Raw genomic sequence first — 19,646 nt, 5'->3', positions numbered from 1 at the left:
GTGTGCTCGTGTAACCCCAAGACCCGCAGCGTCTCGGCGTTGATCTGTTCACTCTGGCCACAGCGCTAGCTTGACTTTCCGCAGCCCCGCGCTCTCCACAACCACGTACGATTGTTCCAACGGCCTTGGTCACGACACCAAGCGCAGAACACACGGCCGCCATGCGCTGCACGCGAGCAAAACCACTGAGGCGCAACGATTCCACTTCGTCGCGCAGTACTTCCCGGCCCGCAGCGTTTACCACACCCGAACTTAAGAGAACGTCTAACTCTCTCAAACGAGCTTGTCGCTGCTCCCAATCATTAACAGCCTCAACATAATTTATCTCTGCCACCAAGTCCCTTGCCGCCCGGAACACCGTTATCGCGAGGCCGATTGGCCCACGAGTGGCGGTTTCCTTTTGCACCCCCCGCACGGGTCGTGGCGGCGGCTCTGCGAGCAGCTGAGCCACCTTGGCGGTCAGATCGTCGATCAACGCAGAACTAGGTCCTTCAAGGGCGCCCGAATCCCGGCGACCCAAGCCGCATACACGACGTTGAGCAGATCCCCGCCGTGCTGCTCCCAGCACAGCAAGGCCTCCAGCTGCCGGCAACGGACGAACTCCCTTGTGTAGCTGACCGTTTGGTCAGGGCTTTCCACCCCGTTCAACCCCGGCCGCTGGCAAGCCATCTGCACCAGCGCGTCCTCATGTTCCTCGCCGAGTAACGCCCACTCCTGGGCCGTCGGCCACCGTTCGGCCACCAACGCGTTCGCCACCGACTGAGCAAGTGGCGACAAATCCTCGCCCGGAATACCAAACGCCAACTGGCGAATCAGAGTTCGGCAGTAGTGCCGGACCGTCGACTCATCAGCCGCAACCAGATCGGTGTACAGCGCCGCATCCACCGTCTGCAGACGGTGCGCCCGCGACGGAGACAACTCCGCCGACATATTGTCCGGCCCGAGATTCGGTTTCACGCCCGTCGCAACCTCCGGCGACGGGTGCTCGGCAAGATACTCAGACGGCATCGCCCACGACGTCGCCACCGCGCTCACGGTATCGCCAAGCTCCCGCGCCGCCCGCACCGCCTTATCGGCAGGGTTGACCCAGCCGAACCAGCGCGCGTCAAAATCTCCATCGTGCCCGCCAGCGATCGGCATTGTCTTGCGCAGAAACACCCCAGGCGGAATATAGGCGGCACCATCATTGGTGGCCACCCAGTACGTCGGCATGCCAGACGCGTTGCGGCCCACCGCCACAGCCCAATCCAAACCCGGGTCAGTCACGCTGGCGGCCCCAGCCAGCTCGGCGACCAACGCCTTGGCCTGATCCAGATCAGATTCAGCCATATCGCGGCGAACCGCTGCGCTCTCACGCCGACCGGCGACGGGCATCAGCCCGGTCCCCGCCCCCGCACCCGCCCCGGCACCACCAGCCTCAGCTGGAATCGACGGTGTAGCCGGCGCAGAACCCACCGGCGGAGCCGCCGACGTGGCCTGCGGAGGAAGCACCGAACCATACGACGTCATACCACCTGCCGGCATACCGGTCGCCGGCGCCGGAGCTGGAGCCGAAGCAGCAGCCGGCGGTGTAGCAGCCACAGGAGCCGCCGCCGGCGCCGCCGACGTCGGAGCAGACTCGATCGGCGCCGCCAACGGTGTCATCGGAGCCTGCGTCACCGGCGGCAGACCACCCGCTGCCGAAGCACCAGCGGCCAAACCACGGCCGAAATCCATTCCCAACGACGGCATCGGGGAACCCTGCAAACCGGGCGCGCTCAGGCCCGTAGGCGGTGACATACCTCCCGGCAACCCGCCGAAACCACCCATCAATCCTTGCAGAGGGCCCATTGGAAGGCCGCCGCCCGACCCGCCGCCAGGCAGACTGGGCATACTCGGCAGACCGCCATTTAGCAATGACGTCAATGGGTTATGCGTCGGGGGCGTTATCGTCTCGGGGGGAGTTCCGGGAGGCCCAGATGACAGCCCATGGTGCCCGCGCCCTAATCCCAGTCCGTTACCAGCGTCTTTCGGTACAGGTTGATCGGGGATCGGATTAGTCCCAGGCGGGGTTGCAACTGAAGGGTCAGTTGAAGATGGATCCGTTGAGCTATCCGTCCCGTGTCCGGCTTGTTTGAACTTGGGACCGGCTCCGGGGCCACCCTCCTTGAAGTGGTTGGTGAACTGGGTCGTGTATTGAGTGACGAAGCCTTGCAGTTCAGATGAATAACCTTGAATTGCCGTTCGATGAACTCCGAGGATCACCGCCACCTGCGCGAGTGAGTGACCCGAGCCGCTCCGCAGAAAAGCCTCGGCCTCTTGATGCGCCTGCTTGCTCTCGTTGAACATGTGCTTTTTGGCGCTCGCGACGTCGGCGGCGGCACGCTTGATGAAATCCGATGCAGCACCGCTGATGTCGGCCTGGTGGAATTTAATCGCGGCCGCTTGTTTGTAGGCCTCATAAGCTGCGTCTGCGCTCTTACCCACCCATGATCCTCCGTTCAGCACGCCGTTGGCAGCCTGTTGGACGTCCATTGCGGCGTTATCGAACGATTTCGACGCATCCTTCAGCATGTCCGCGTCGCCGGTCAGAAGGGTTTCCGAGTCTGCGGGCCACACGAAAGGTTGAAACAGGATATGCACGAACGGGCCCTGCGGCTTCGGGTGATCACCGCCCCCGCCAATATGCGGGACGCCTGACGGCAGGTTGGAGAGCGCCTTCGCCGGAGTGAACAGATTCAGCAGCCGCTCTGCCTGCTTGTTATTACGCTCGGCCCACCAAGTAGGGACCTCGGCCGCACTTGGGCCTGGTATCGCAGCCATTCATAACCTACCGAGGTAGCCCGCAAACATCCACGAGCGCGTCAACCGCGCCGTTCGATACGGCTGTCAAACGGTTGATTTCATTTATTGAGGTATTGCCCATAGCCGCGGTAGCGACGTCAAGTGTCGTGGTGATGTATCTCCGTGCCGCCGATGCGACGTCAGCAGGCACAGCGGGAACAAGCGCATTCTGTACCGCCACCGCGCTAGTTACGGCTTGAAGAGTCACGGGCATATTCAAGTTACCTTCGACCCGGTACCCGCCCTGCCCTTTTTGGCCCGCAGAAACATCGAACACGTGGCATAGATTTTGCTTTGCTGCGGCGGATTCGGCGGGGCTGAACTGCGGCGTTGGCGAAGCGGAGTTAGGTGCTGCCAGCGCGACGGAGGGCTGCCCGCCTGGCTGTACACGCGAATCGCTTCGCATCGCTACAACGGTGATTGTCGCTGTGACGACGGCTGAGAGGACGATCGCAAGCAATAACCCCAGGGCTATTCGCGCCGAAACGCGACGTCGAGGCCCGCTGCCTTGCAGAAAAGCGCTTGGGAACGGGGCTGCTGGCGGCGGTGTCGCTCCCGGCGTAGGAGAAGACGCGGGAGGAGGAGGCAAGGTTACCGACGGGGACCCGGTTCTCGACCATGGTGATGACATTCTGCCGCCCTCCGTCGTTACGTCGTCAGCACGCTGGAGTTACCGGCTTCAGCGCTTTGAACTGTTGCAATGCTGAACTCTCTGCTTCCTGTGTTCGTAGCCGCGCGCCCGGCTGCATGGGCCTCCGCCACCGCGAGCGCCCCGATAGCAGCTCCTACTAGTGACGTTGTATAGCCACCAATCGTGAGGCTCTGAACACTCGAACCCGCCTGCTGAGCGGTCGCGGCATCCGCGGCGGACAAGCCGGCCTCGGTCTCCGCCACATCCATGGTGAACCTGCCTGCACTCATGCTCCGCATCTTACCGCCGGTGTTGGGGCTGCACATCGGCTAACCAGCGCCGATTGCGGGCGCTGGGAAGTCCGTTTTCCGTCCGCTACGTCTGCTTGCGCGGTTTGCGCAGTCCTTGAGGGACGGGCGGCACGCCCTTCGCCGGCTTGGGCCCTGCTGGATAGCCGCCCTTCTTTTCGATCCCATCGTCTCGAGGGACCGCCCGTTCGATGCGTTCTTGCTTTGCCATCGCGCTCAACCTCCCATACCGCTCAGATCAACAAATTCTATGTATTCAATCTCTGACCAGCGGATTAACAGCCCAACTCCGAGATAGATCGGGTCGCCGTTGGCGTCGGATGAAACCGCGCCATCCGCGGATACTGCGACCTGCTCGGCGATGTAAAGCTCCTGGTCTTCACCGTAGGCGCTCGCATACGCCGGCCGGTACCAGATTCCAGCCTTCCACTCCTGGCTGTCCTTGAGCTTGAGCGTGACGTATCCCGTGCGGTTCTTGGAGAACAGTCGATCCCAGGCCCGCGGCTCAGGATCAGTCCCGGAAATGAAGGCCAGCAGGTGTTTAAGCGTGTTCTTCGGCCAACCAAGGACCCGTCGAGAACTGGGCTTCCATTCGCGGGAATCCTCCATCCACACGCCCACCAGGTAGGGGACGATGACGTAGGCAGCGATCGCGGCCCACCACGACCACGGCAGCACATTGGGCGCGGTCGCGCCGGTCACGACGACGTGGCGGTAGCCATAGTAGGTCGCTGGAGCCAGCAGCACGTGAAATGCCGCCGAGGTCGCCAAGAAACGGAAGATCAGCGTCGCCGCGTCTGTTTTTCGCCATGCCCAGCTGGCACCGTGGCTTTCCCGCGCGATCGTGTACACCGCGCCGGGAAGGACAGCGATGACCGCGACAAGCAGTGCCTGAAACGTCGTCACAATAAGGACTCGACTTAGCTCAGTAGGGCCAGGCGGGGGTCATCGGCCCACGCGTCACCCAGGATCCCGTAGGCGCTCCACAAGCTCAGTGCGGGCGCGGCCGGGCCGCTGAGCCGCACGGGATAGGTTGAGTCGAACCCGAGCGTCAATGTCCATTGCTGCAAATCCGGGTAGAACTCTGTGCAAGCCCCGAACCAGAAACTGACCAGGCCGTGCGCGGCGGTCGTACAGATCAGCCGGTCGGTCGTCACGATGACCGGGCATGTTTGGTGAAACCGCCATTGGGCGGCGGCGCGTTGGGCCGCGACCGTTTTGCGACGATGATTGACCACGCCTTGGACCGCCAGTGCGCCGAACATCACCGCTGGGCGGCCGGCAACAATCAACGGCAGCGGCGAATACGAGCCATCTCCCCCGCAGAAGCGGCTGTAGTCGATCTGTGCACTGAGCAGTGCGTGTTCGCCGGGTTCGAGGACCGGCCCATACACCGCGACCGGGGTCGGTACACGCCCTGCACGCAGCGCGGCCGCGCACCCACGGCTGTAGTGCCACCACTGCTCGGCGGGCGTGCGCGGCTGTGATGCCGCCTGCGGCCGGCACGTGCGTTGAGCGCCGCCCGGGTGTCCGTCGTCGACGACGCGGGCTGGTGTCGACGAAGCCCGGCGAACCGGAAGGTTATGCCGCTGTAGCGGTGGCATTCCTGGAATGTCGAACATGCGTTTCCTTACCTTTCTTGCAGGGTGGTTGTTGCCCTCGGCCGTAGGCTTCGAACTGCCCAGGGACGTCGGGTATGGCTTTCATGCGTTTGCGGTGTTTCATGGCCGAAGGAGATTGGCCGCCCGACGTCCCGCGACGACTCGACCGCTAATTGAGAGATGCGATTTGATCGCTGTGTAAGGACACGCCGGCGTGGTCGTCTGCTGGGTTGATAGGGATGCCAATGATCACGGAGGTGGCTGTGAGCCAACAGGTCTGGGCCGGTGTCGATGCCGGGAAGTCCGACCACCATTGCGTGGCTATCGATGCGGAGGGTCAGCGACTGCTGTCGCAACGGGTAGCCAACGACGAAACCGCACTGCTGGAGCTGATCGACGCAGTAGCGGCGCAATCCGACGGCGGTGAAGTTACCTGGGCGATCGACCTGAACGCCGGTGGTGCCGCGCTGCTGATCACCTTGCTCATCGCCGCCGAGCAGCGGCTGCTCTACATCCCCGGCCGCACCATCTACCACGCCTCGGCCGGCTACCGTGGCGACGGCAAAAGCGACGCCAAGGACGCCGCCGTCATCGCCGACCAAGCTCGGATGCGCCGCGACCTGCAGCCGCTGCGACCCGGTGATGACATCGCGGTCGAGCTGCGCATCCTGACCGCTCGGCGCACCGACCTGGTCGCCGATCGCACCCGGGTGATCAACCGGCTGCGTGCCCAGCTGCTTGAGTACTTCCCCGCCCTGGAACGCGGCTTCGATTACAGCGCCAGCAAGGCCGCGCTGATCCTGTTGACCGGCTACCAAACCCCCGACGGGCTGCGCCGCGCCGGCGCTGCCCGCCTGACAGCTTGGCTGCATAAACGCAAGGCCCGCAACGCCTCTGCTGTCGCGGCCACGGCTATCGAGGCCGCCAGCGCCCAACACACCACCGTGCCCGGCCAAAACCTCGCCGCCGCCATGGTCGCCCGCCTGGCTAAGGAGGTGATGACCCTCGACACCGAAATCGCAGAAACCGACACGATGATCGAGGACCGATTTCGCCGCCACCGCCACGCCGAGATCCTCCTGAGCATGCCCGGCTTCGGCGTCATACTCGGCGCCGAGTTCCTCGCCGCCACCGGCGGCGACATGAGCGCTTTCGACTCCGTCGATCGTCTTGCCGGCGTGTCCGGGCTGGCCCCGGTACCGCGGGATTCCGGGCGCATCAGCGGCAATCTCAAACGCCCCCGCCGCTACGACCGACGACTGCTGCGAGCCTGTTACCTGTCCGCCCAAATCGCCATCCGTACCGACCCCGCATCCCGGACCTACTACAACCGCAAAAGAGCCGAAGGCAAAACCCACACCCAATCCATCCTCGCCCTGGCCCGCCGGCGCCTCAACGTCCTGTGGGCCATGCTGCGCGACCACGCTGTCTACCAACCCGCAACCACTACTGCGGCGGCTTGACAACGTCATTGAGATTCTCCTATGTCAAGCCGCTGCCGATTGGCAAGGCTGGATTCGGTTTTGGTGGTCGGTGTGAAGGTGGTGAAAGACGATGCGGGCCAGGCGGCGTTTGAGGCAGCGTAGGGCTTCGGGACTGGAGTCGCCGGCAGTCAGCCGTTTGCGGTAGTAGGTCTGGCCCACACCGTTGAGGCGGATCTGGGTGATCGCGATGCGGTGTAGGGCGGCGTTGAGTTGGCGGTTACCCGAGCGAGTCATGCGGACCCTGCCCGCGGTGTGACCTGACCACACTGGGATCGGCGCCACCCCGGCATGGCGAGCGAAGGCGGCCTCGCTCTTGAAACGAGTCACTCCGGCGGTTTCCCCAACGAGTTTGGCCGCGGTCAAGTCCCCACAGCCTGGCATCGCCAGCAGGGCGGGCGCCACGGCGCGAACGCGTTCGCCGATGCGCTTGGCCAACGCATCGATCTGTTCGGTGAGCCGGGTGATGTCGGCCAACTCCTCACAAGCCAGTTCGGCAACTAGACCCGGGACTGTGATCAGCCACGCGCCCAGGATCTGGCGGTGTTTGGTTCGGTCCAGCGATGCGGCCTTGGGGGCCCGTTCGGGATCGAGTTCATGGACTCGCCAACGCAGCCGGTTAATCGTCGCGGTGCGTTGTGCCACAAGGACTTCGCGGCGGTCAACTAACAACTTCAGCTCGCGCGATATCTCATCATGAGAGGCAATCGGCAGGTCAGGTTCACGCAGAAACCCGCGCGCGACCGCCAGTGCATCGATGGGGTCAGACTTACCGCGCGTGCGTGCTGAGGCACGGGTCTGAGCCATCAGTTTCGGTGGGATGCGCACGACCTGCTGCCCGGCGGAGAGAAGGTCGCGTTCTAACCGGGCTGATAGGTGCCGGCAATCCTCGATCGCCCACACCAGCTGTGCGCCGAAGCGTTCCCTGGCCCACATCACCGCCTCAGCATGCCCCGGCGTGGTCGCCTTGACGATCTTCTCCCCGAGCTTGCGGCCCACCTCGTCGACCGCGACAAAGGTGTGCGTGCGCTTGTGTACATCGGCTCCAACAACAACCATGGTGGTTGCCTCCATTCACTGTGAGGTGACGGTTGGGCCGGTCGGCGGACACATCTCAGTGGGGGCGATGCCACGCTCCTATCAAGTCACGCCGGCCGGTCCTTCACACCTGGTGCCGACAAAACGCATGGACGCCAATCCAAAGACGGCACTCACCGTAAGAGCCAGACACCAGATGATCAGGATCCAACCACCGCAACAAGCGGCGACCTCACCCTGACACTGACCGCACCGTACCTTTTCGATGTGACATAGCCCGCCGACTAGCGGGCTCCTCGTTTTCCGCGAAGCACATGTACTCGGGTTTTCGGGGCGATCAGCGGGGCGTCGGCCGGGCCCTTCAGGTAGTCGCCTATATAGCGTGGTTTTCGTTGCGAGAGCCCCGGCCCGCAAGCCTGCTGGCGCCAGTGTCCAGACACCGGGAACCGATGGCTATAGGTTCGGCCCGAGTCCGCCGCCCGCGACTGTCTTTGGGCGCGCAGTATGTCGACGATGGTTACCAGGGAAGGCCGCGGCGGCACCGGGGCCGCCGTATCGGTGCCTGCAGTTGGGTCGGGCCGCGGGCGCGGCTCGGGAGTCGGGCCGATTGTTCGTGTCTCGGCGATGTTGGTTTGGCCCATGAGCAGCCAGGCCGCGCCCAGGGCGCTGATGAACGGGTACGCGCTTTCTCCACCGTTGGCTTCCCCGGTGCGCGGCACATCGGGCCGAATCATGATGGTGTGAGCGCCCCATAGCGGCGAGCTCGTGTTGGCCATGCGCAGCACGGCGGCGTTCTGCTCAGCGCGTGAGGCTGGCGTGAGCTGCAACAGCCCATCTGGCCTTCGCCACCACCAGACCGCGTCCCAGGGAATGTCGATGATCGTCGCGACCTCGCGGTCAAGGGGGCGCGCGGTGACTCCAGGCCTGTTGAGGTCCATTTCGACCGCCTCTTGGGTGGGCACACCACTAGAGACGGTGTCGGCGGATTTCGCCCAACATAAAAGGCCGGTCGCGGCTGGCATTGCCGCCTCAGGTGTCCACTCCGGCAACGACTTTGACGCTTCGAGCACCACGTCGACCATGTCGCGTGAGACCCAGTACAGCTCGGCGGTACGTAGCGCCGCCGCTTCGGTTCGTATCGTGTCGGCAGTGGCGGCGAACTTATCTATAAGCCGCTCGATCTTCCTCATTTGCGCGACGCGCTCAGGTGGAGCGCCGGGCGGCAATGCGTTGCGGTACTCCTCAAATGTCAGATCCGCGGCGGCCTCCATGGCATAGCACCACTGCCGCCGGATGATAGGCATGCTGGTGGCCGCCCATGGTGCCGCTCCGCGTCGACGACTCACGGGCGGATCTCTCTGAGTTCGGCTAAAAGTCGGATCGCTTCGGTGCGCTCGGCATCGGCGAGCCAGGGCAGCATCCAGATCAGCGCCTCCTCGGTTTCGCGTGAGGCCGTGCTGAATTCGTCATCCATCGCGGCGCGGGCGGCCTCGGACATGTGGTCGCGATGCTCGAGGAACGCATGGCGCATTTTGACCAGTCGATGAGCGACAGCGAATCGTTCGGCGGCGGCCCTCGCGGTGTCCGCGCTGACGGCCGGTGGCACGGCGATGGTGCCGGCGGTAGTGACCGCTCGAGGCGCGTTGCCGCCTAAGACGGCGTCGACGCTGCCGTCCTGCCATTCCAGCGCACGCTCTAGGGCTCGGCGTAGCCGGCGGGTGAGTCGGCCTGAGCGGTTGGTTTCCACCGCACGCACGGTGGCTACCGACATGCCGGCGCGTTCGGCGACGTCGGGCTGGGTCAGCTTCAGTTGTTTGCGGCGAAGTCGAACTTCGTCGGCGAGCTGCTCCCAGGACATGACCCGTATCTTGCCCGACAAACCGCCAGATTTCCCCATCCGCGCCGCTAAAACAGGTGATTCAGCGGTTTGGGTCGCCGATGCGTTGAGCAGCGCCGGCTCAACCATGAAACACGGTCTGACATGCGGTGACACCGTGTGCTGGTGCTCGCTGCGAGCGCACGTGCGGGTACCCATCCCAGAATTTTAGCGGTTAAACCGCTAAAACCGCTAAAAACTCTGTTAGATTATCGGTAATTCACGGGCGTACCGCCTCAGTGAAGAAGCCCAGCACCTACCAAGGGAAGGACGCCTCCAATGACGATCAACCTCGCCCCCGCCGCCGACACCCGCGCCAACGCCAGACCGTTTGCGTCCTTCCAGATGCGCGCTGATGTGCGCCTCTTCCAGACCAGCCAGCACGTGGCCTGCCAAGAAGACCCCGAGCTCTTCTTTGACCCGCGCGCCAAACACCGCGCCATCAAGCGCTGCGCCGAATGCCCCTTCCGCGGCCGTTGCGGCTACAACGCCGTGGCCACCGGAGCCACTCACGGAATCTGGGGCGGCATCATGCTGCCCGGCGCCCAACCCAAGGAACTCAAGCCGGTCTATGCGCGGCTGGCCGCCCAGTTCGAGCAGCGCCGCCAAGCCGAACTCGGTGACCTGCGAGTCGCCCCGCTGCCAGACCTCGACGACACCGACGACACCGACGATGTCGACGACGAACCGCTGATCTTTCACGCCGGCGCGGCATAGGAGGCATGTCATGAGCTCCGTCGTTGCAGAGCACCCCGTAGTCACCAGCGTCGATGACAACGGCACCGAACGCATCACAGTGTTGGACCACGACACGTCGGTGATTTGCGGAGCCTTCAAACCCGCCGGCCATCTCTATTGGCGGCTGTACCTGACCACGGCGGTGGCCAGCTCCGGGTGCACCGCCACCCAACTGCCGCCCGCGCATGTACTGGCAGCACGTCGCGAGGACGCCTGTCGATGGGTCGAACTGATCGCCCACCTCTACACCCACCCCGCCGCGGTCGACAGATAAACCCCGTAGCGACCGCGCCCGCGGCCCGCCGCTGCCCTTGCCCTAAGGACTACTAACTATGACTATTCGCGAAATTGCCTGCGAGACAGATGTGTTCGACGCCGACGGCACACCGCTATCCGGGCGCGTCGACAGACCACCTGAGAACACATTCGATTGCCTCGGCAGTGCCCCCATGATTCCAAGCTGTTTTCTCAGACGGCTGCCCGTCACCTAAGCCTGAAGACGTTGTGGCGTTGATACATCGGCTTTTTCGCATTGCCGGTATCGCCTGCTCGGCGCCCTCATTCACCAATTCTTCTGCGCGCCATGGTTTTTCCAACCGGAATCACCATTCGTCGCGCAGCACCTTGAGTTCATGCCAGGACGATTCCGGCCCCCAGTACCGGTCAATCGCGGCCTGAGCCACCTCACGCAGTCTTTGCGTGCCCTCGCTGAGCACTTCGGTGATCAAATCTTCCAGGCCCGTGTAGGTGTAATCGGCCAGCGCGGTCGGCGCGATGAACAGATCGCACAGATACCCGTCCCCGTCGAACGTCGGCATCACTACGTCGCTGATCGGGTCCTGTTCTCGCATGTTGTGCGCGGCGGCGTTGAGTTCGGCCACCAGCGCCCGCGTTACGCGCAGCCCCTGGTCGACGGCGGCGATTCGTTCCTGCGGTGTGCTCACGGGTTCTTCCGATCAGTGGGTTTAGCGCGGCCTTCTCGACGGTTCTTCACCGGCTCACTGTTGGCCGGCGCCACCACTTTCAACTTGCGTTCCTGGTAGAGCTGCTTGTTGTTCGGGCCGGCGCCCTCCCCGGTTCCCCGCATGGGCGGCATCATCGGACCCACTGCGCCCATCGCCGGTGCAGGCGCCTCCGCCGGTGTCGGCGCCGAGGGCGCAGAGGCGGGTGCGGCCGCCGGCGGTGCGGACGCCACCTCGGTAGGCGCGGCCAGTGGCATGTCTCCCCCACCCGCCGGCTCTGTGTCGCCTCCGCCGCCACCGGCGCCGAGATCCCCGGGAGAAGGTAGATCACCTGCCGGAGGCTCTGGGGATTGCGGCGACTGCTCCCCGCCGTGCTGCGGCTCACCGCCTTGCGGATGCTGACCCAAGCCACTCATCATCGGCCCGGCCGCCTGCTCCAAACCCTGCAGCGCCTTTTGCGGCGCTGCGGCCAGGCCACCGAGCAAGCCACCCAAGCCGCCGACCACGCCACCGATGATGCCGGGAACGACTTCCGAGGGCAGGCCCCCGGCCGTCTGCGGCAGCGCATCCGCCAGCGGATTAGCCGGGCCGCTGGGATCAACGGCCCCAGGCGGCCACGTCGGCCCGGCAGTCAGATTCTCACCGACACCTGGACCGCCCTGCACCGGCTGCAAGGGCGCGCCTTTGGGCGAGTGCTGCGGCTGCGGCGGCCCCACCGGGCCATCGCCGGGACCAGCAGGTGGAACAGCAGGGGGCACAGTCGAAGTGGGAGCATCCGGCGGCGGCACAGGCATCTTCGGGTTACTCGGTGCCGCTTCGGCAAAGGTATAGGTGCTAAACCCCGTCGTCGAAGCCTGATAGAGCTTGCTGACCTTGACCTGCGCCTTGACGACGGCCACCCGTTGGGCGCCACCGGTGCGCGCATTGGACTGCAGCGCCGCCTTGAGCTCGCGCTCCGCGTCAAGCACGTGGCGATACGGCGGGACATCGGTGAGCGCTTTGGAGAAGTTCTGCACATGAGCCTTGGCCTGATCAGCCAGGCCCTGCACATACTTGGCGTGACCCTGATACCAGGTTTGCAACGCGCGCATCCGGGTCGTGGCCGCATCGGCGGACTGGGCCTGCCAGCCGTTACCGGTGGTGCCGATCGCTTGGCCGAGTTTATCGGCGGCGTCGTCGAGCTGCTTAGCCTCCGAGCGCAGGCTGGTCTCCACGGCCTCCCACGTCTTTTTGCCCGTGCCGGCGCGACCGGTCTCGATCAAACGAGCGACGTCACGCGGGCTCGCCGGCACCTCACCGGCGGGCAGATCCGTGCCCAGCCCGCCCGTCACGAGATCCGCCGGCACCACATGACCCGGCGCGCCGGTGTACCCGGCCGGCACGGCCGCGGCCGCACCACCGCCGCGTCCCAGCGTCGCGGCCGAGCGCACTTCCTGCTCGTCGTAGGCCGAGGCGCTGGCATCCAGCTTCACCCCGAACTGGCGCGCCAACACATTGGCCATTGCCGTGTATTTGCGCGCCAAACTCACCTGGGCGGTGAAACGCGTGCTCGCGCCCACCGACACCATGTCGGCAGCGCTGGGCTGTACATGATTCGAGCCCGGCGTTGCGGCGCCACCAGCGGCCTCGGCCTGCCGGCCTGCCGCCCGCACGACCTCGGTATCGACGCGTACTGAATCCGCCACCAAGTAGCCTTCGAGTTACGTCTTCAAAATTTGCTGGCTGGCCTCTTCGGTCTGCTGGTAAGAAGAAATGCTCGACCGAATATGGCCAGCCACACCCTCGCAATACTGCCCCAGCGACCGGCCCGCCGCTGACCGCGCCTGCAGCGTCTCGTTCAACGCCTCACGAACTTCCCACCCAATGTCGCCGAAGCGTTGACCCATGCTTTCGGCGGTGCCGGGATCGACGGTCAGGCGCTCGCGCACCCGCGGCGCCTCTTGATCCCACCACTGCGCGTGCTGGTCCCACTCATCGAAATCCAGCTTCACGTCGTCGCCGGCCACCGCACACCTCCCATAGAACTTGGCTATTTGCTAAGCCTAACAACGGCTCAACGGCCTGCGCATCGGTCACGAATTAAAAATCGATGGTTCGCCGATATTCTTCGACGTCGGTCAAACTCGGCCAGCCCGGCGTGGTCGGCAGGGCAGCACCGCTGTCCTCAATGATGCGCATGCGCTGTTCGGCGCGTGCTCGCATCAACGCCAGCCGGTGCAGCCGCACAATCCGATCCGCCAGCATGTCAGCGGTCCACGATCGCATCACCTCGGGCTCGAGCTGGACCCGCAACCCCTGACCCTGCCAATCCAGCTCGACCATCAACGCGCCATCGGCGGACCATTCAGCGACAGTGGGAAGTACTTCCTGCTGCTCGTCGGTCACCGCGACTCCCGCATCGTTGGCCCACATCTAGCTACCGCTGGTGTTCGTGATCCCCGGCTGACCGGCCGGTGCTGGCGCACCCGGCACGGTCGGGACCGGTGTCGTCCCGGTGAGCTGAGGCGGATCGACCCAGCCCAGAAAATCTCCCGTAGGCAGTGCGCTTTGCGGTTGCAGCTGCCCATCAAGCCAGATTTTGCCATTACCCATGTACATCACCGGGTCGCGACTCGTGAATTGGGCGATTTGACCGGGTACCAAATGGCTCGGATCTGCCGGCGCGGTCACCGGGGTCCCCGGCGGAGGCAACTCCACATGGGCCTGCTTCCACCCATCGGCGACCGTCGCCCCGTTCAACACCGCCCGCACTGCGGCGGCGTGCTGGACAGTGGAAGCCGTCACCGGGGAACCGTCGGGCATCTGGACTACCCGGCTCGGCTCGCCACCGACGCTGGCGGGCACCGCCGCGGGCGGGGCGGGCTGGCCGCTGGGCTGCGGCGCAGTCGTGCCCGCTGGCTGGGTCGTGCCGTTCTTCTCGCCCTTGTCGCTGGTGTCGTCCTTGCCCGACGTCGCGTCAGAGTTCTTGCCGCCGTCGCCGTCCCCTTTGCCATGCGAGGCGTCTTGGAAGTCGTCTGACTTGCCGTGGTCGTGGGCGTCAGTGTCTTTGAACCCGTCACCGCCGCCCTGGCCGGCCAACTGACTTGCCAGCGGGCCCATCGCGCCCAGCGCATCCATCGGCAACGACCCCGCGGCCCCGCCCAGCGCGCCAGGAATACCCCCCAGCCCCGCCATCGCCGGGCCCAGCATCGACAGCGGATCACCCATCCCCGCGCCACCGAGTCCAGCCAGCGGATCAGTCAACCCCCCACCAGCACCGCCACCTGTAGTGGTTCCGCCAGCCCCGGCTCCCCCATCGCCGTCACCGCCACCGCCGCCGCCGCCGTCACCGTCGCCGCCGTCACTACCGCCGCTGGTATCGCCTCCACCATCACCGCCGCCGGCGCCGTTACTGTCGCCCTTGCCCTTCTTCTTCGGGTCGCCCCCAGCGGTACCGCGGTACTCCTCACCCAGGGCGGCAAGCAACTCGGCTTGCTTTTTGCTGTCCACCTTCGAACTGTCAAGAATCTGTTGAATCTGGGCGAGCTGGCCGTCCAAGAACTGGTTAAACAAGGCCATCGCATGTGGGTCACCGGCGGTTTGCGGGTTGGACGTCAGCGCCTTGCGCGCTGTCTCGATGCTGGCGATGATGCCGCTAATCCGTGAGCGATTGTCGTCGTTGGCCGCGAATATCTGCTTGAGCAAATCGGCTAGCTTCTCATCGGTCTGGTTGACCGCGCCGCTGGCCTGCTGGTAGGTCGTTCCCGCTTGCCCGGCACCCTGCTGCAGCCCGCTGGGCCCACCCGGGGGTTGAGGAGCAGGCCCCCACCCCGGCGCGCCCGGCGCCTGAGGAGCAGGCCCCCACCCTGGCGCGCCCGGCGGAAACGTCGCGGGTACCGGCTGCTGGGCGGGCCAGTCGCTCTCACCGTCGCCACCACCGTCGTCATCGCCGCCGAAGATCCCCGAAAGGTCATCAAACAGGTCATCCAAGACGTCATCAAGAAAGCCCATGGCTTGCCCAAATCCCCTCTAACCGCAGGTTGTTGGAAAAACGCTACCGCCGTGTGCTGGCACTATGCGACGGTCGCGCCTCACCGATTTCCCTGGCCCGACGAGCATCAGCATGTCGGCGGTGTTCGTTGCGGTCTTACTGGTCGCCGACCGTCATGCCCAGCGCGCTTGCAGCGGCATCGCGAATCTTGCTGACCGTGTCGTGATGTAAACCCACCTCCGGCTTGGCCCCGATCGCGCGCAGCGATAACGCAGGCCGAGATTCGTACAAGTACCGCAGCACCTGCGCCAACTTGTCGGTAGGCACGCTCGGGCAATAACCTTCTTCATGCAGCTTGCCCGCAGCAGCTTCCCAGCGGTCCATTCGCTCCACCGCCAGCGCCAGCGCGCGCTCGCGCAACTGCGAGCGCGCATCGGGCGGCGGTGCGGGATGAAATCGCCACAAGGTCCCCAAGATATGCGTCGTGACCATCAGCGCTACCGGTGGCACACACGCCAAACCCGCGGCACCCCAACGCATCCACGGCGCCAGCTGCCCGGTGAATAACCACGCGTGCAAAGCATTGCCGCCCACACTCACCAAAGCCGCTACCCCGAGCACCGCCCACAGAAAAACACGGTTCCAAAACTGCTCACGGTAGGGCGCAAACGACACAATCCCCAGCGTCGCAAGGATGATCAGGCCATCAAGGATCAACGGCCACAGCCACGACGGCCACCCGGGCCACGCCGACATCGCCGCTAAATTCCGCAACGAGGTGAACGACAAGACGAAGCTGATGGTCGCGATACCCACCGTCAGCCACACCGCTGCGGTGCGGCTACGGCGAACCAACCGCAACGTGCGCATCTCGTCTTCACCGGCCGCATCCCACTGCGCAGGTGGTGCGTTCAGTGTTTCGGACCCGAGTGAGTCTGACTCGACAGCGGGCATCGACAGCGCGCCCTGGCCGCCGAAGTGCTCGTCGACGGGATGAACCTTGACGTCGGATCGCTGCGCAAGCCCTGCGCCATTGCGGCGCGTGTTCAGTGTCGTCACTCGCGGAATCCCTTCGCAGGCAAAGAATAACGGCACACAACTGGGCTGTGCCGCACGCCAGAACAGCAGCGCTGCAGTCCCGTTGAGACCCCGACCAGGTGGGCTCAAGCCGAACTTACAACCCCGCTCGCCCTTACGCGTCGGTCGGCGGTCACCGATTTGCGAGCGCCAAAAGCCCCGGCGTGGAGATTGGCAAAAAAACTTCCCGCGGGTGCGGCGTAAGGGTGCTGAAGCTGCTTACTGTGGTGCCTGCGCGGAAAACCGCGCGGCGTGTCGGCCGAACATCGATGCCGACTCGTGTCACTCTGGTCCCACCAGAAGCCCCAACCACCCAGATGAACGAGGAGACCGCGCCCCACACCTTCACCCAAACGCGTTGACGGACACCACAGGTCAACACACAACTTGATACGGCCCTTAACGCAGAAGTCCCCGCCGAAGCGGGGACAACTGCGACCGGAGACACCAACTCCGGTCAATGGCCTCTGAAACCAGAAACCAAGCCTTCACCGGGCTGGTTTCACGATAGAGGACACCCTCGTGAACCACAAGCATGACGACACCGCCAGCACCGGACGAGTCGCGTCCTGCCTGCAACACCCTGGCGACTGGTTTGACGCCAAGCGGCGCACCTATACCCGCCAGCAATGCCTCAACTGCCCAACCCTGCAGCCCTGCACCGAATCTGCACTGCACCGTCAACCCTCCTACGGCATGTGGGCCGGAGTCTGGATTGACGGCGACTTTCCCGCCAAAAGGCACCTGCTGGGCCTGCCCGCCCAGCCCCCGCCCGACACGAAATCGCTTGACCTCCAACCGGTCACACCACCGGCCGCCGTGCCGGCCGCCACCCGCGCAGCGCGCCCGGGCCGACGTGTCCGAGTCAGAAAACTGCTCATCGCCGCACCGGCGCCGGCCATCGCCCAACAAATCACCGCCCGCGCCAGCGGCCACTGCGAAATTATGGCTCCCGCATGCACATACGAACAGGCCGCGATCTTCTCCCGGCGCCGCCGCGCACACCCACACACCCTAGGAAGTCCCGCCGACGCGATCGCAGCCTGCCGCAACTGCATCGACCTCATCGAACACACCGACATACCCACCGCGCTCGACCTGGGATACCTCGTCGACCCACGCAGCACCACCAGCACGACACCCATGTTGTGGCGCCAGCACCGGTGGGTCTTCCTCGACACCCACGGCCACCTGCACGACACCACTGACCTCACCGTGACCCACCACGCCTCCTAACGCCATGTCCCCCAACCCGGCCACGTCGCTTCCCGCCAGCCCCGCCGCCACCTGGAAAGCACTGGCCCCCCTCATCGCCGCCCGACCCACAATCCGCGTCTGGGACCCCACCACCAACAAATTCGACCGCACCAAAAACCTCACCAGCCGCCTGCCCACCGTGCCGGCCGCGGTCCTGCTCTACTCACACCACCGCACCCAGGTCCTCGCACTGGACTTCGACACCAAACACCACAGCCAACAGGTCGTCGACGCAGACTTCGCTCGCGCCCTGAGCTGGATCACCGATGCCGGCGGGGTCGCTATCACCGACCGCTCAACTAGCGGCGGCCGCCACATCATCGTGCCGCTGGCCATCGGCACCGCCGCCACCACCGCCGAAGTCAACCCCCTCATGCGGCTCCTGCAAGCCCGACTACCCAGCCTGGACAAAACCCCGATGGCCAACACCCGCACCGGGTGCATCACCGTCCCCGGCTCCCCCTGCCGCGAAGGCGGCCACCGCATCCTCGACGGCCCCTTAGCCACCGCGATCGACGCATTCACCACACGCTCTGACCCCGCCCTGCTCCCCCGTCTCAACGTTCTGCTCGGCGCCCTTAGCCCATCGCCCACCACCAAACCGATCTCGACACCCAGCGACGCCACCACCGGCAGCGGCGCCCGCGAACGACTACGCCCCGAATACACCCGCGACACCGCACTGCCCACCCGCATCACCACCTACGCCACCACCGGCCAACTACCCGCCGACCGGACGTGGCGAAGCCACTCCGAAGCGCGCCAATCCGTCCTGGCCCACGCCGCATTACACGGCCACACCCTGGCCGCTGTACAGGCCCTCATGGCCCCAGGACGCCCCTGGCACACCGGACTGGCCACCGCCTACACCCGCTATGGCGCCGGAGCCGAGAAAGCCCTGCAACGCGACTGGCGCAAAGCCCTGACCTGGGCCGCCACCAACAGCAGCTTTTTCCGACCAGTCCGCGCACAAGAACAAGTACACACAGGGGGGACCACAGCGGGACCACAGCTGCATCGCGAGTGGCTGGCCAACGCAGTGGCTTGGGTGGAAGCGCAATTCCCCGGCCACCGCTACCGGTGGATCGGTGCGGCCGTCTACCAAGCCCTGGCGATACATGCTGTGCGGGCCGGAGAGGTGATCAACGGAGTCCCCGTGGTAGGCGTGGGCGGACGAGCGCTATCGCTAGCCACAGGACTGCTCAGTGAGACGACGGTTTGGGAGTTCCTCCGAAAAACCCGTGACTTGCCGGGCTCACCGCTGGTGCGCACGCGCATCGCACAAGGACATGAACCCGACTACTACGCGCTGACCCAGCAGAACCAGATGGGCGTCGCCCGCGAGACGGTCGCGGCGATCCGAGTCGAAGGTGTCCACCTGGCCTGGAAGGTCATCGGGCACCGTCACCGGCGCATCTACGAGCTGATCGTGCACCAGCACATCCAACGCCCCCGCGACGTGTTCGCCGCGGCACACACGGCCATCACCACGGGCTATGAGACTCTCGCAGCCCTACGAATCGCCGGTCTGATTACCCAGCATCGTGGCCGCCTTAGCGCCGGCCCGACAACGTTGGACGACGTCGCCGCCGCCCACCACCTCGAGGACCAACAAAACCAGCGCGCCCGCCGACACCAGCAAGAACGCGCCAGCTGGCACACCTGGTTACTCAGCCGCGAGCAGCTACACGACCAGTCCAGCACCCAACATCGCCTGGCTGGCCCCGACCTCACGCTGGCCCAGGCGTTCGATAGGCACCACGAGGAATACCTCAGCGCCGTGCTGGCCACAGGACCGCCCCCGATCGACGAGGAAACTCGGGCAATCGAATTGCTCGTCGATTTGGTCGGCGCCCGGGTACTGACCGCCTGCGGTGGTTAGAG

General features: G+C 65.1%; 19 protein-coding genes. 5 read left to right on the top strand and 14 right to left on the bottom strand.

Translation table 11 applies throughout. From position 1 onward, the window contains the following. Positions 1-471: 471 nt before the first annotated feature. The 5 genes from AC0KTM_RS28945 to AC0KTM_RS28925 all read right to left on the bottom strand — a co-directional run bounded on the left by AC0KTM_RS28945 (position 472) and on the right by AC0KTM_RS28925 (position 5,384). Positions 472-2,802 carry a WXG100 family type VII secretion target gene (locus AC0KTM_RS28945; RefSeq protein ID WP_139315450.1) on the bottom strand — a complete coding sequence of 777 codons (2,331 nt, stop codon included), beginning with the start codon at positions 2,800-2,802 and terminating at the stop codon, positions 472-474. A gap of 669 nt (positions 2,803-3,471) precedes the next feature. Continuing rightward, positions 3,472-3,744 (bottom strand): hypothetical protein, encoded by a 273-nt coding sequence (locus tag AC0KTM_RS28940; RefSeq protein WP_142274731.1) that lies wholly within the window; start codon positions 3,742-3,744, stop codon positions 3,472-3,474. A gap of 85 nt (positions 3,745-3,829) precedes the next feature. Next, positions 3,830-3,973, bottom strand: coding sequence for a hypothetical protein (locus AC0KTM_RS28935; RefSeq protein WP_167384289.1), 144 nt, complete (start codon positions 3,971-3,973; stop codon positions 3,830-3,832). Between the two features lie 5 nt (positions 3,974-3,978). Continuing rightward, positions 3,979-4,668, bottom strand: a complete 690-nt coding sequence (locus AC0KTM_RS28930; protein WP_047324298.1) for a DUF6338 family protein — start codon at positions 4,666-4,668, stop codon at positions 3,979-3,981. Positions 4,669-4,682: 14 nt separating this feature from the next. After that, the gene (locus AC0KTM_RS28925; protein ID WP_136246450.1) at positions 4,683-5,384 is read right to left on the bottom strand and encodes a hypothetical protein; all 702 of its coding nucleotides are present in this window, start codon (positions 5,382-5,384) and stop codon (positions 4,683-4,685) included. 242 nt (positions 5,385-5,626) lie between these two features. Between AC0KTM_RS28925 and AC0KTM_RS28920 the strand changes: the two genes are divergently transcribed. After that, a complete protein-coding gene (locus AC0KTM_RS28920) occupies positions 5,627-6,826 on the top strand; it encodes an IS110 family RNA-guided transposase (protein ID WP_174900762.1) in 1,200 nt (399 codons plus the stop codon). Positions 6,827-6,850: 24 nt separating this feature from the next. On the opposite strand, the gene AC0KTM_RS28915 is transcribed toward AC0KTM_RS28920, so the two are convergent. The 3 genes from AC0KTM_RS28915 to AC0KTM_RS28905 all read right to left on the bottom strand — a co-directional run bounded on the left by AC0KTM_RS28915 (position 6,851) and on the right by AC0KTM_RS28905 (position 9,740). Continuing rightward, the gene (locus AC0KTM_RS28915) at positions 6,851-7,918 is read right to left on the bottom strand and encodes an IS110 family RNA-guided transposase (RefSeq protein ID WP_192579514.1); all 1,068 of its coding nucleotides are present in this window, start codon (positions 7,916-7,918) and stop codon (positions 6,851-6,853) included. Positions 7,919-8,166: 248 nt separating this feature from the next. Beyond that, on the bottom strand, positions 8,167-9,186 hold the full coding sequence (locus AC0KTM_RS28910) for a hypothetical protein (protein ID WP_074021336.1): 1,020 nt from the start codon (positions 9,184-9,186) through the stop codon (positions 8,167-8,169). Positions 9,187-9,224: 38 nt separating this feature from the next. Beyond that, positions 9,225-9,740, bottom strand: coding sequence for a helix-turn-helix domain-containing protein (locus AC0KTM_RS28905; protein WP_052955343.1), 516 nt, complete (start codon positions 9,738-9,740; stop codon positions 9,225-9,227). Positions 9,741-10,037: 297 nt separating this feature from the next. Between AC0KTM_RS28905 and AC0KTM_RS28900 the strand changes: the two genes are divergently transcribed. Together AC0KTM_RS28900 and AC0KTM_RS28895 are read left to right on the top strand one after the other, a co-directional pair. After that, positions 10,038-10,475 (top strand): WhiB family transcriptional regulator, encoded by a 438-nt coding sequence (locus AC0KTM_RS28900; protein ID WP_052955344.1) that lies wholly within the window; start codon positions 10,038-10,040, stop codon positions 10,473-10,475. A gap of 10 nt (positions 10,476-10,485) precedes the next feature. Next, a complete protein-coding gene (locus AC0KTM_RS28895) occupies positions 10,486-10,770 on the top strand; it encodes a hypothetical protein (RefSeq protein WP_047323878.1) in 285 nt (94 codons plus the stop codon). Between the two features lie 328 nt (positions 10,771-11,098). Here AC0KTM_RS28895 and AC0KTM_RS28890 read toward each other — a convergent pair whose 3' ends face one another. From AC0KTM_RS28890 to AC0KTM_RS28865, 6 genes are all read right to left on the bottom strand, one after another. Next, positions 11,099-11,440 (bottom strand): hypothetical protein, encoded by a 342-nt coding sequence (locus AC0KTM_RS28890; protein WP_047323879.1) that lies wholly within the window; start codon positions 11,438-11,440, stop codon positions 11,099-11,101. After that, positions 11,437-13,143, bottom strand: a complete 1,707-nt coding sequence (locus AC0KTM_RS28885; RefSeq protein WP_047323880.1) for a PE family protein — start codon at positions 13,141-13,143, stop codon at positions 11,437-11,439. The genes AC0KTM_RS28890 and AC0KTM_RS28885 overlap by 4 nt, the downstream gene beginning before the upstream one ends. A 15-nt stretch (positions 13,144-13,158) precedes the next feature. Continuing rightward, positions 13,159-13,464 carry a type VII secretion target gene (locus tag AC0KTM_RS28880; RefSeq protein ID WP_047323881.1) on the bottom strand — a complete coding sequence of 102 codons (306 nt, stop codon included), beginning with the start codon at positions 13,462-13,464 and terminating at the stop codon, positions 13,159-13,161. Between the two features lie 73 nt (positions 13,465-13,537). After that, complete coding sequence (locus tag AC0KTM_RS28875) at positions 13,538-13,843, bottom strand: hypothetical protein (protein ID WP_133058051.1); 306 nt, start codon at positions 13,841-13,843, stop codon at positions 13,538-13,540. A gap of 27 nt (positions 13,844-13,870) precedes the next feature. Continuing rightward, entirely contained in the window at positions 13,871-15,448 is a 1,578-nt protein-coding gene (locus AC0KTM_RS28870; RefSeq protein ID WP_052955345.1) for a DUF4226 domain-containing protein, read from the bottom strand. 136 nt (positions 15,449-15,584) lie between these two features. Beyond that, a complete protein-coding gene (locus AC0KTM_RS28865; RefSeq protein ID WP_052955346.1) occupies positions 15,585-16,487 on the bottom strand; it encodes a DUF2637 domain-containing protein in 903 nt (300 codons plus the stop codon). 540 nt (positions 16,488-17,027) lie between these two features. Between AC0KTM_RS28865 and AC0KTM_RS28860 the strand changes: the two genes are divergently transcribed. Then, positions 17,028-17,741 (top strand): WhiB family transcriptional regulator, encoded by a 714-nt coding sequence (locus AC0KTM_RS28860; protein WP_047323883.1) that lies wholly within the window; start codon positions 17,028-17,030, stop codon positions 17,739-17,741. Between the two features lie 4 nt (positions 17,742-17,745). Beyond that, on the top strand, positions 17,746-19,644 hold the full coding sequence (locus AC0KTM_RS28855) for a hypothetical protein (protein WP_047323884.1): 1,899 nt from the start codon (positions 17,746-17,748) through the stop codon (positions 19,642-19,644). Positions 19,645-19,646 lie beyond the last annotated feature (2 nt).

Source organism: Mycobacterium sp. NTMscope_Eco_3, from assembly GCF_976985685.1.
This window is presented reverse-complemented; position numbering and strand designations above follow the sequence as displayed.

Coding starts and splice junctions, on each gene's coding strand:
- AC0KTM_RS28870 (WP_052955345.1), bottom strand. CDS start 15,448: ATGGGCTTTCTTGATGACGTCTTGGATGACCTGTTTGATGACCTTTCG.
- AC0KTM_RS28855 (WP_047323884.1), top strand. CDS start 17,746: ATGTCCCCCAACCCGGCCACGTCGCTTCCCGCCAGCCCCGCCGCCACC.
- AC0KTM_RS28915 (WP_192579514.1), bottom strand. CDS start 7,918: ATGGAGGCAACCACCATGGTTGTTGTTGGAGCCGATGTACACAAGCGC.
- AC0KTM_RS28925 (WP_136246450.1), bottom strand. CDS start 5,384: ATGTTCGACATTCCAGGAATGCCACCGCTACAGCGGCATAACCTTCCG.
- AC0KTM_RS28905 (WP_052955343.1), bottom strand. CDS start 9,740: ATGTCCTGGGAGCAGCTCGCCGACGAAGTTCGACTTCGCCGCAAACAA.
- AC0KTM_RS28940 (WP_142274731.1), bottom strand. CDS start 3,744: ATGAGTGCAGGCAGGTTCACCATGGATGTGGCGGAGACCGAGGCCGGC.
- AC0KTM_RS28895 (WP_047323878.1), top strand. CDS start 10,486: ATGAGCTCCGTCGTTGCAGAGCACCCCGTAGTCACCAGCGTCGATGAC.
- AC0KTM_RS28910 (WP_074021336.1), bottom strand. CDS start 9,186: ATGCCTATCATCCGGCGGCAGTGGTGCTATGCCATGGAGGCCGCCGCG.
- AC0KTM_RS28945 (WP_139315450.1), bottom strand. CDS start 2,802: ATGGCTGCGATACCAGGCCCAAGTGCGGCCGAGGTCCCTACTTGGTGG.
- AC0KTM_RS28900 (WP_052955344.1), top strand. CDS start 10,038: ATGACGATCAACCTCGCCCCCGCCGCCGACACCCGCGCCAACGCCAGA.
- AC0KTM_RS28935 (WP_167384289.1), bottom strand. CDS start 3,973: ATGGCAAAGCAAGAACGCATCGAACGGGCGGTCCCTCGAGACGATGGG.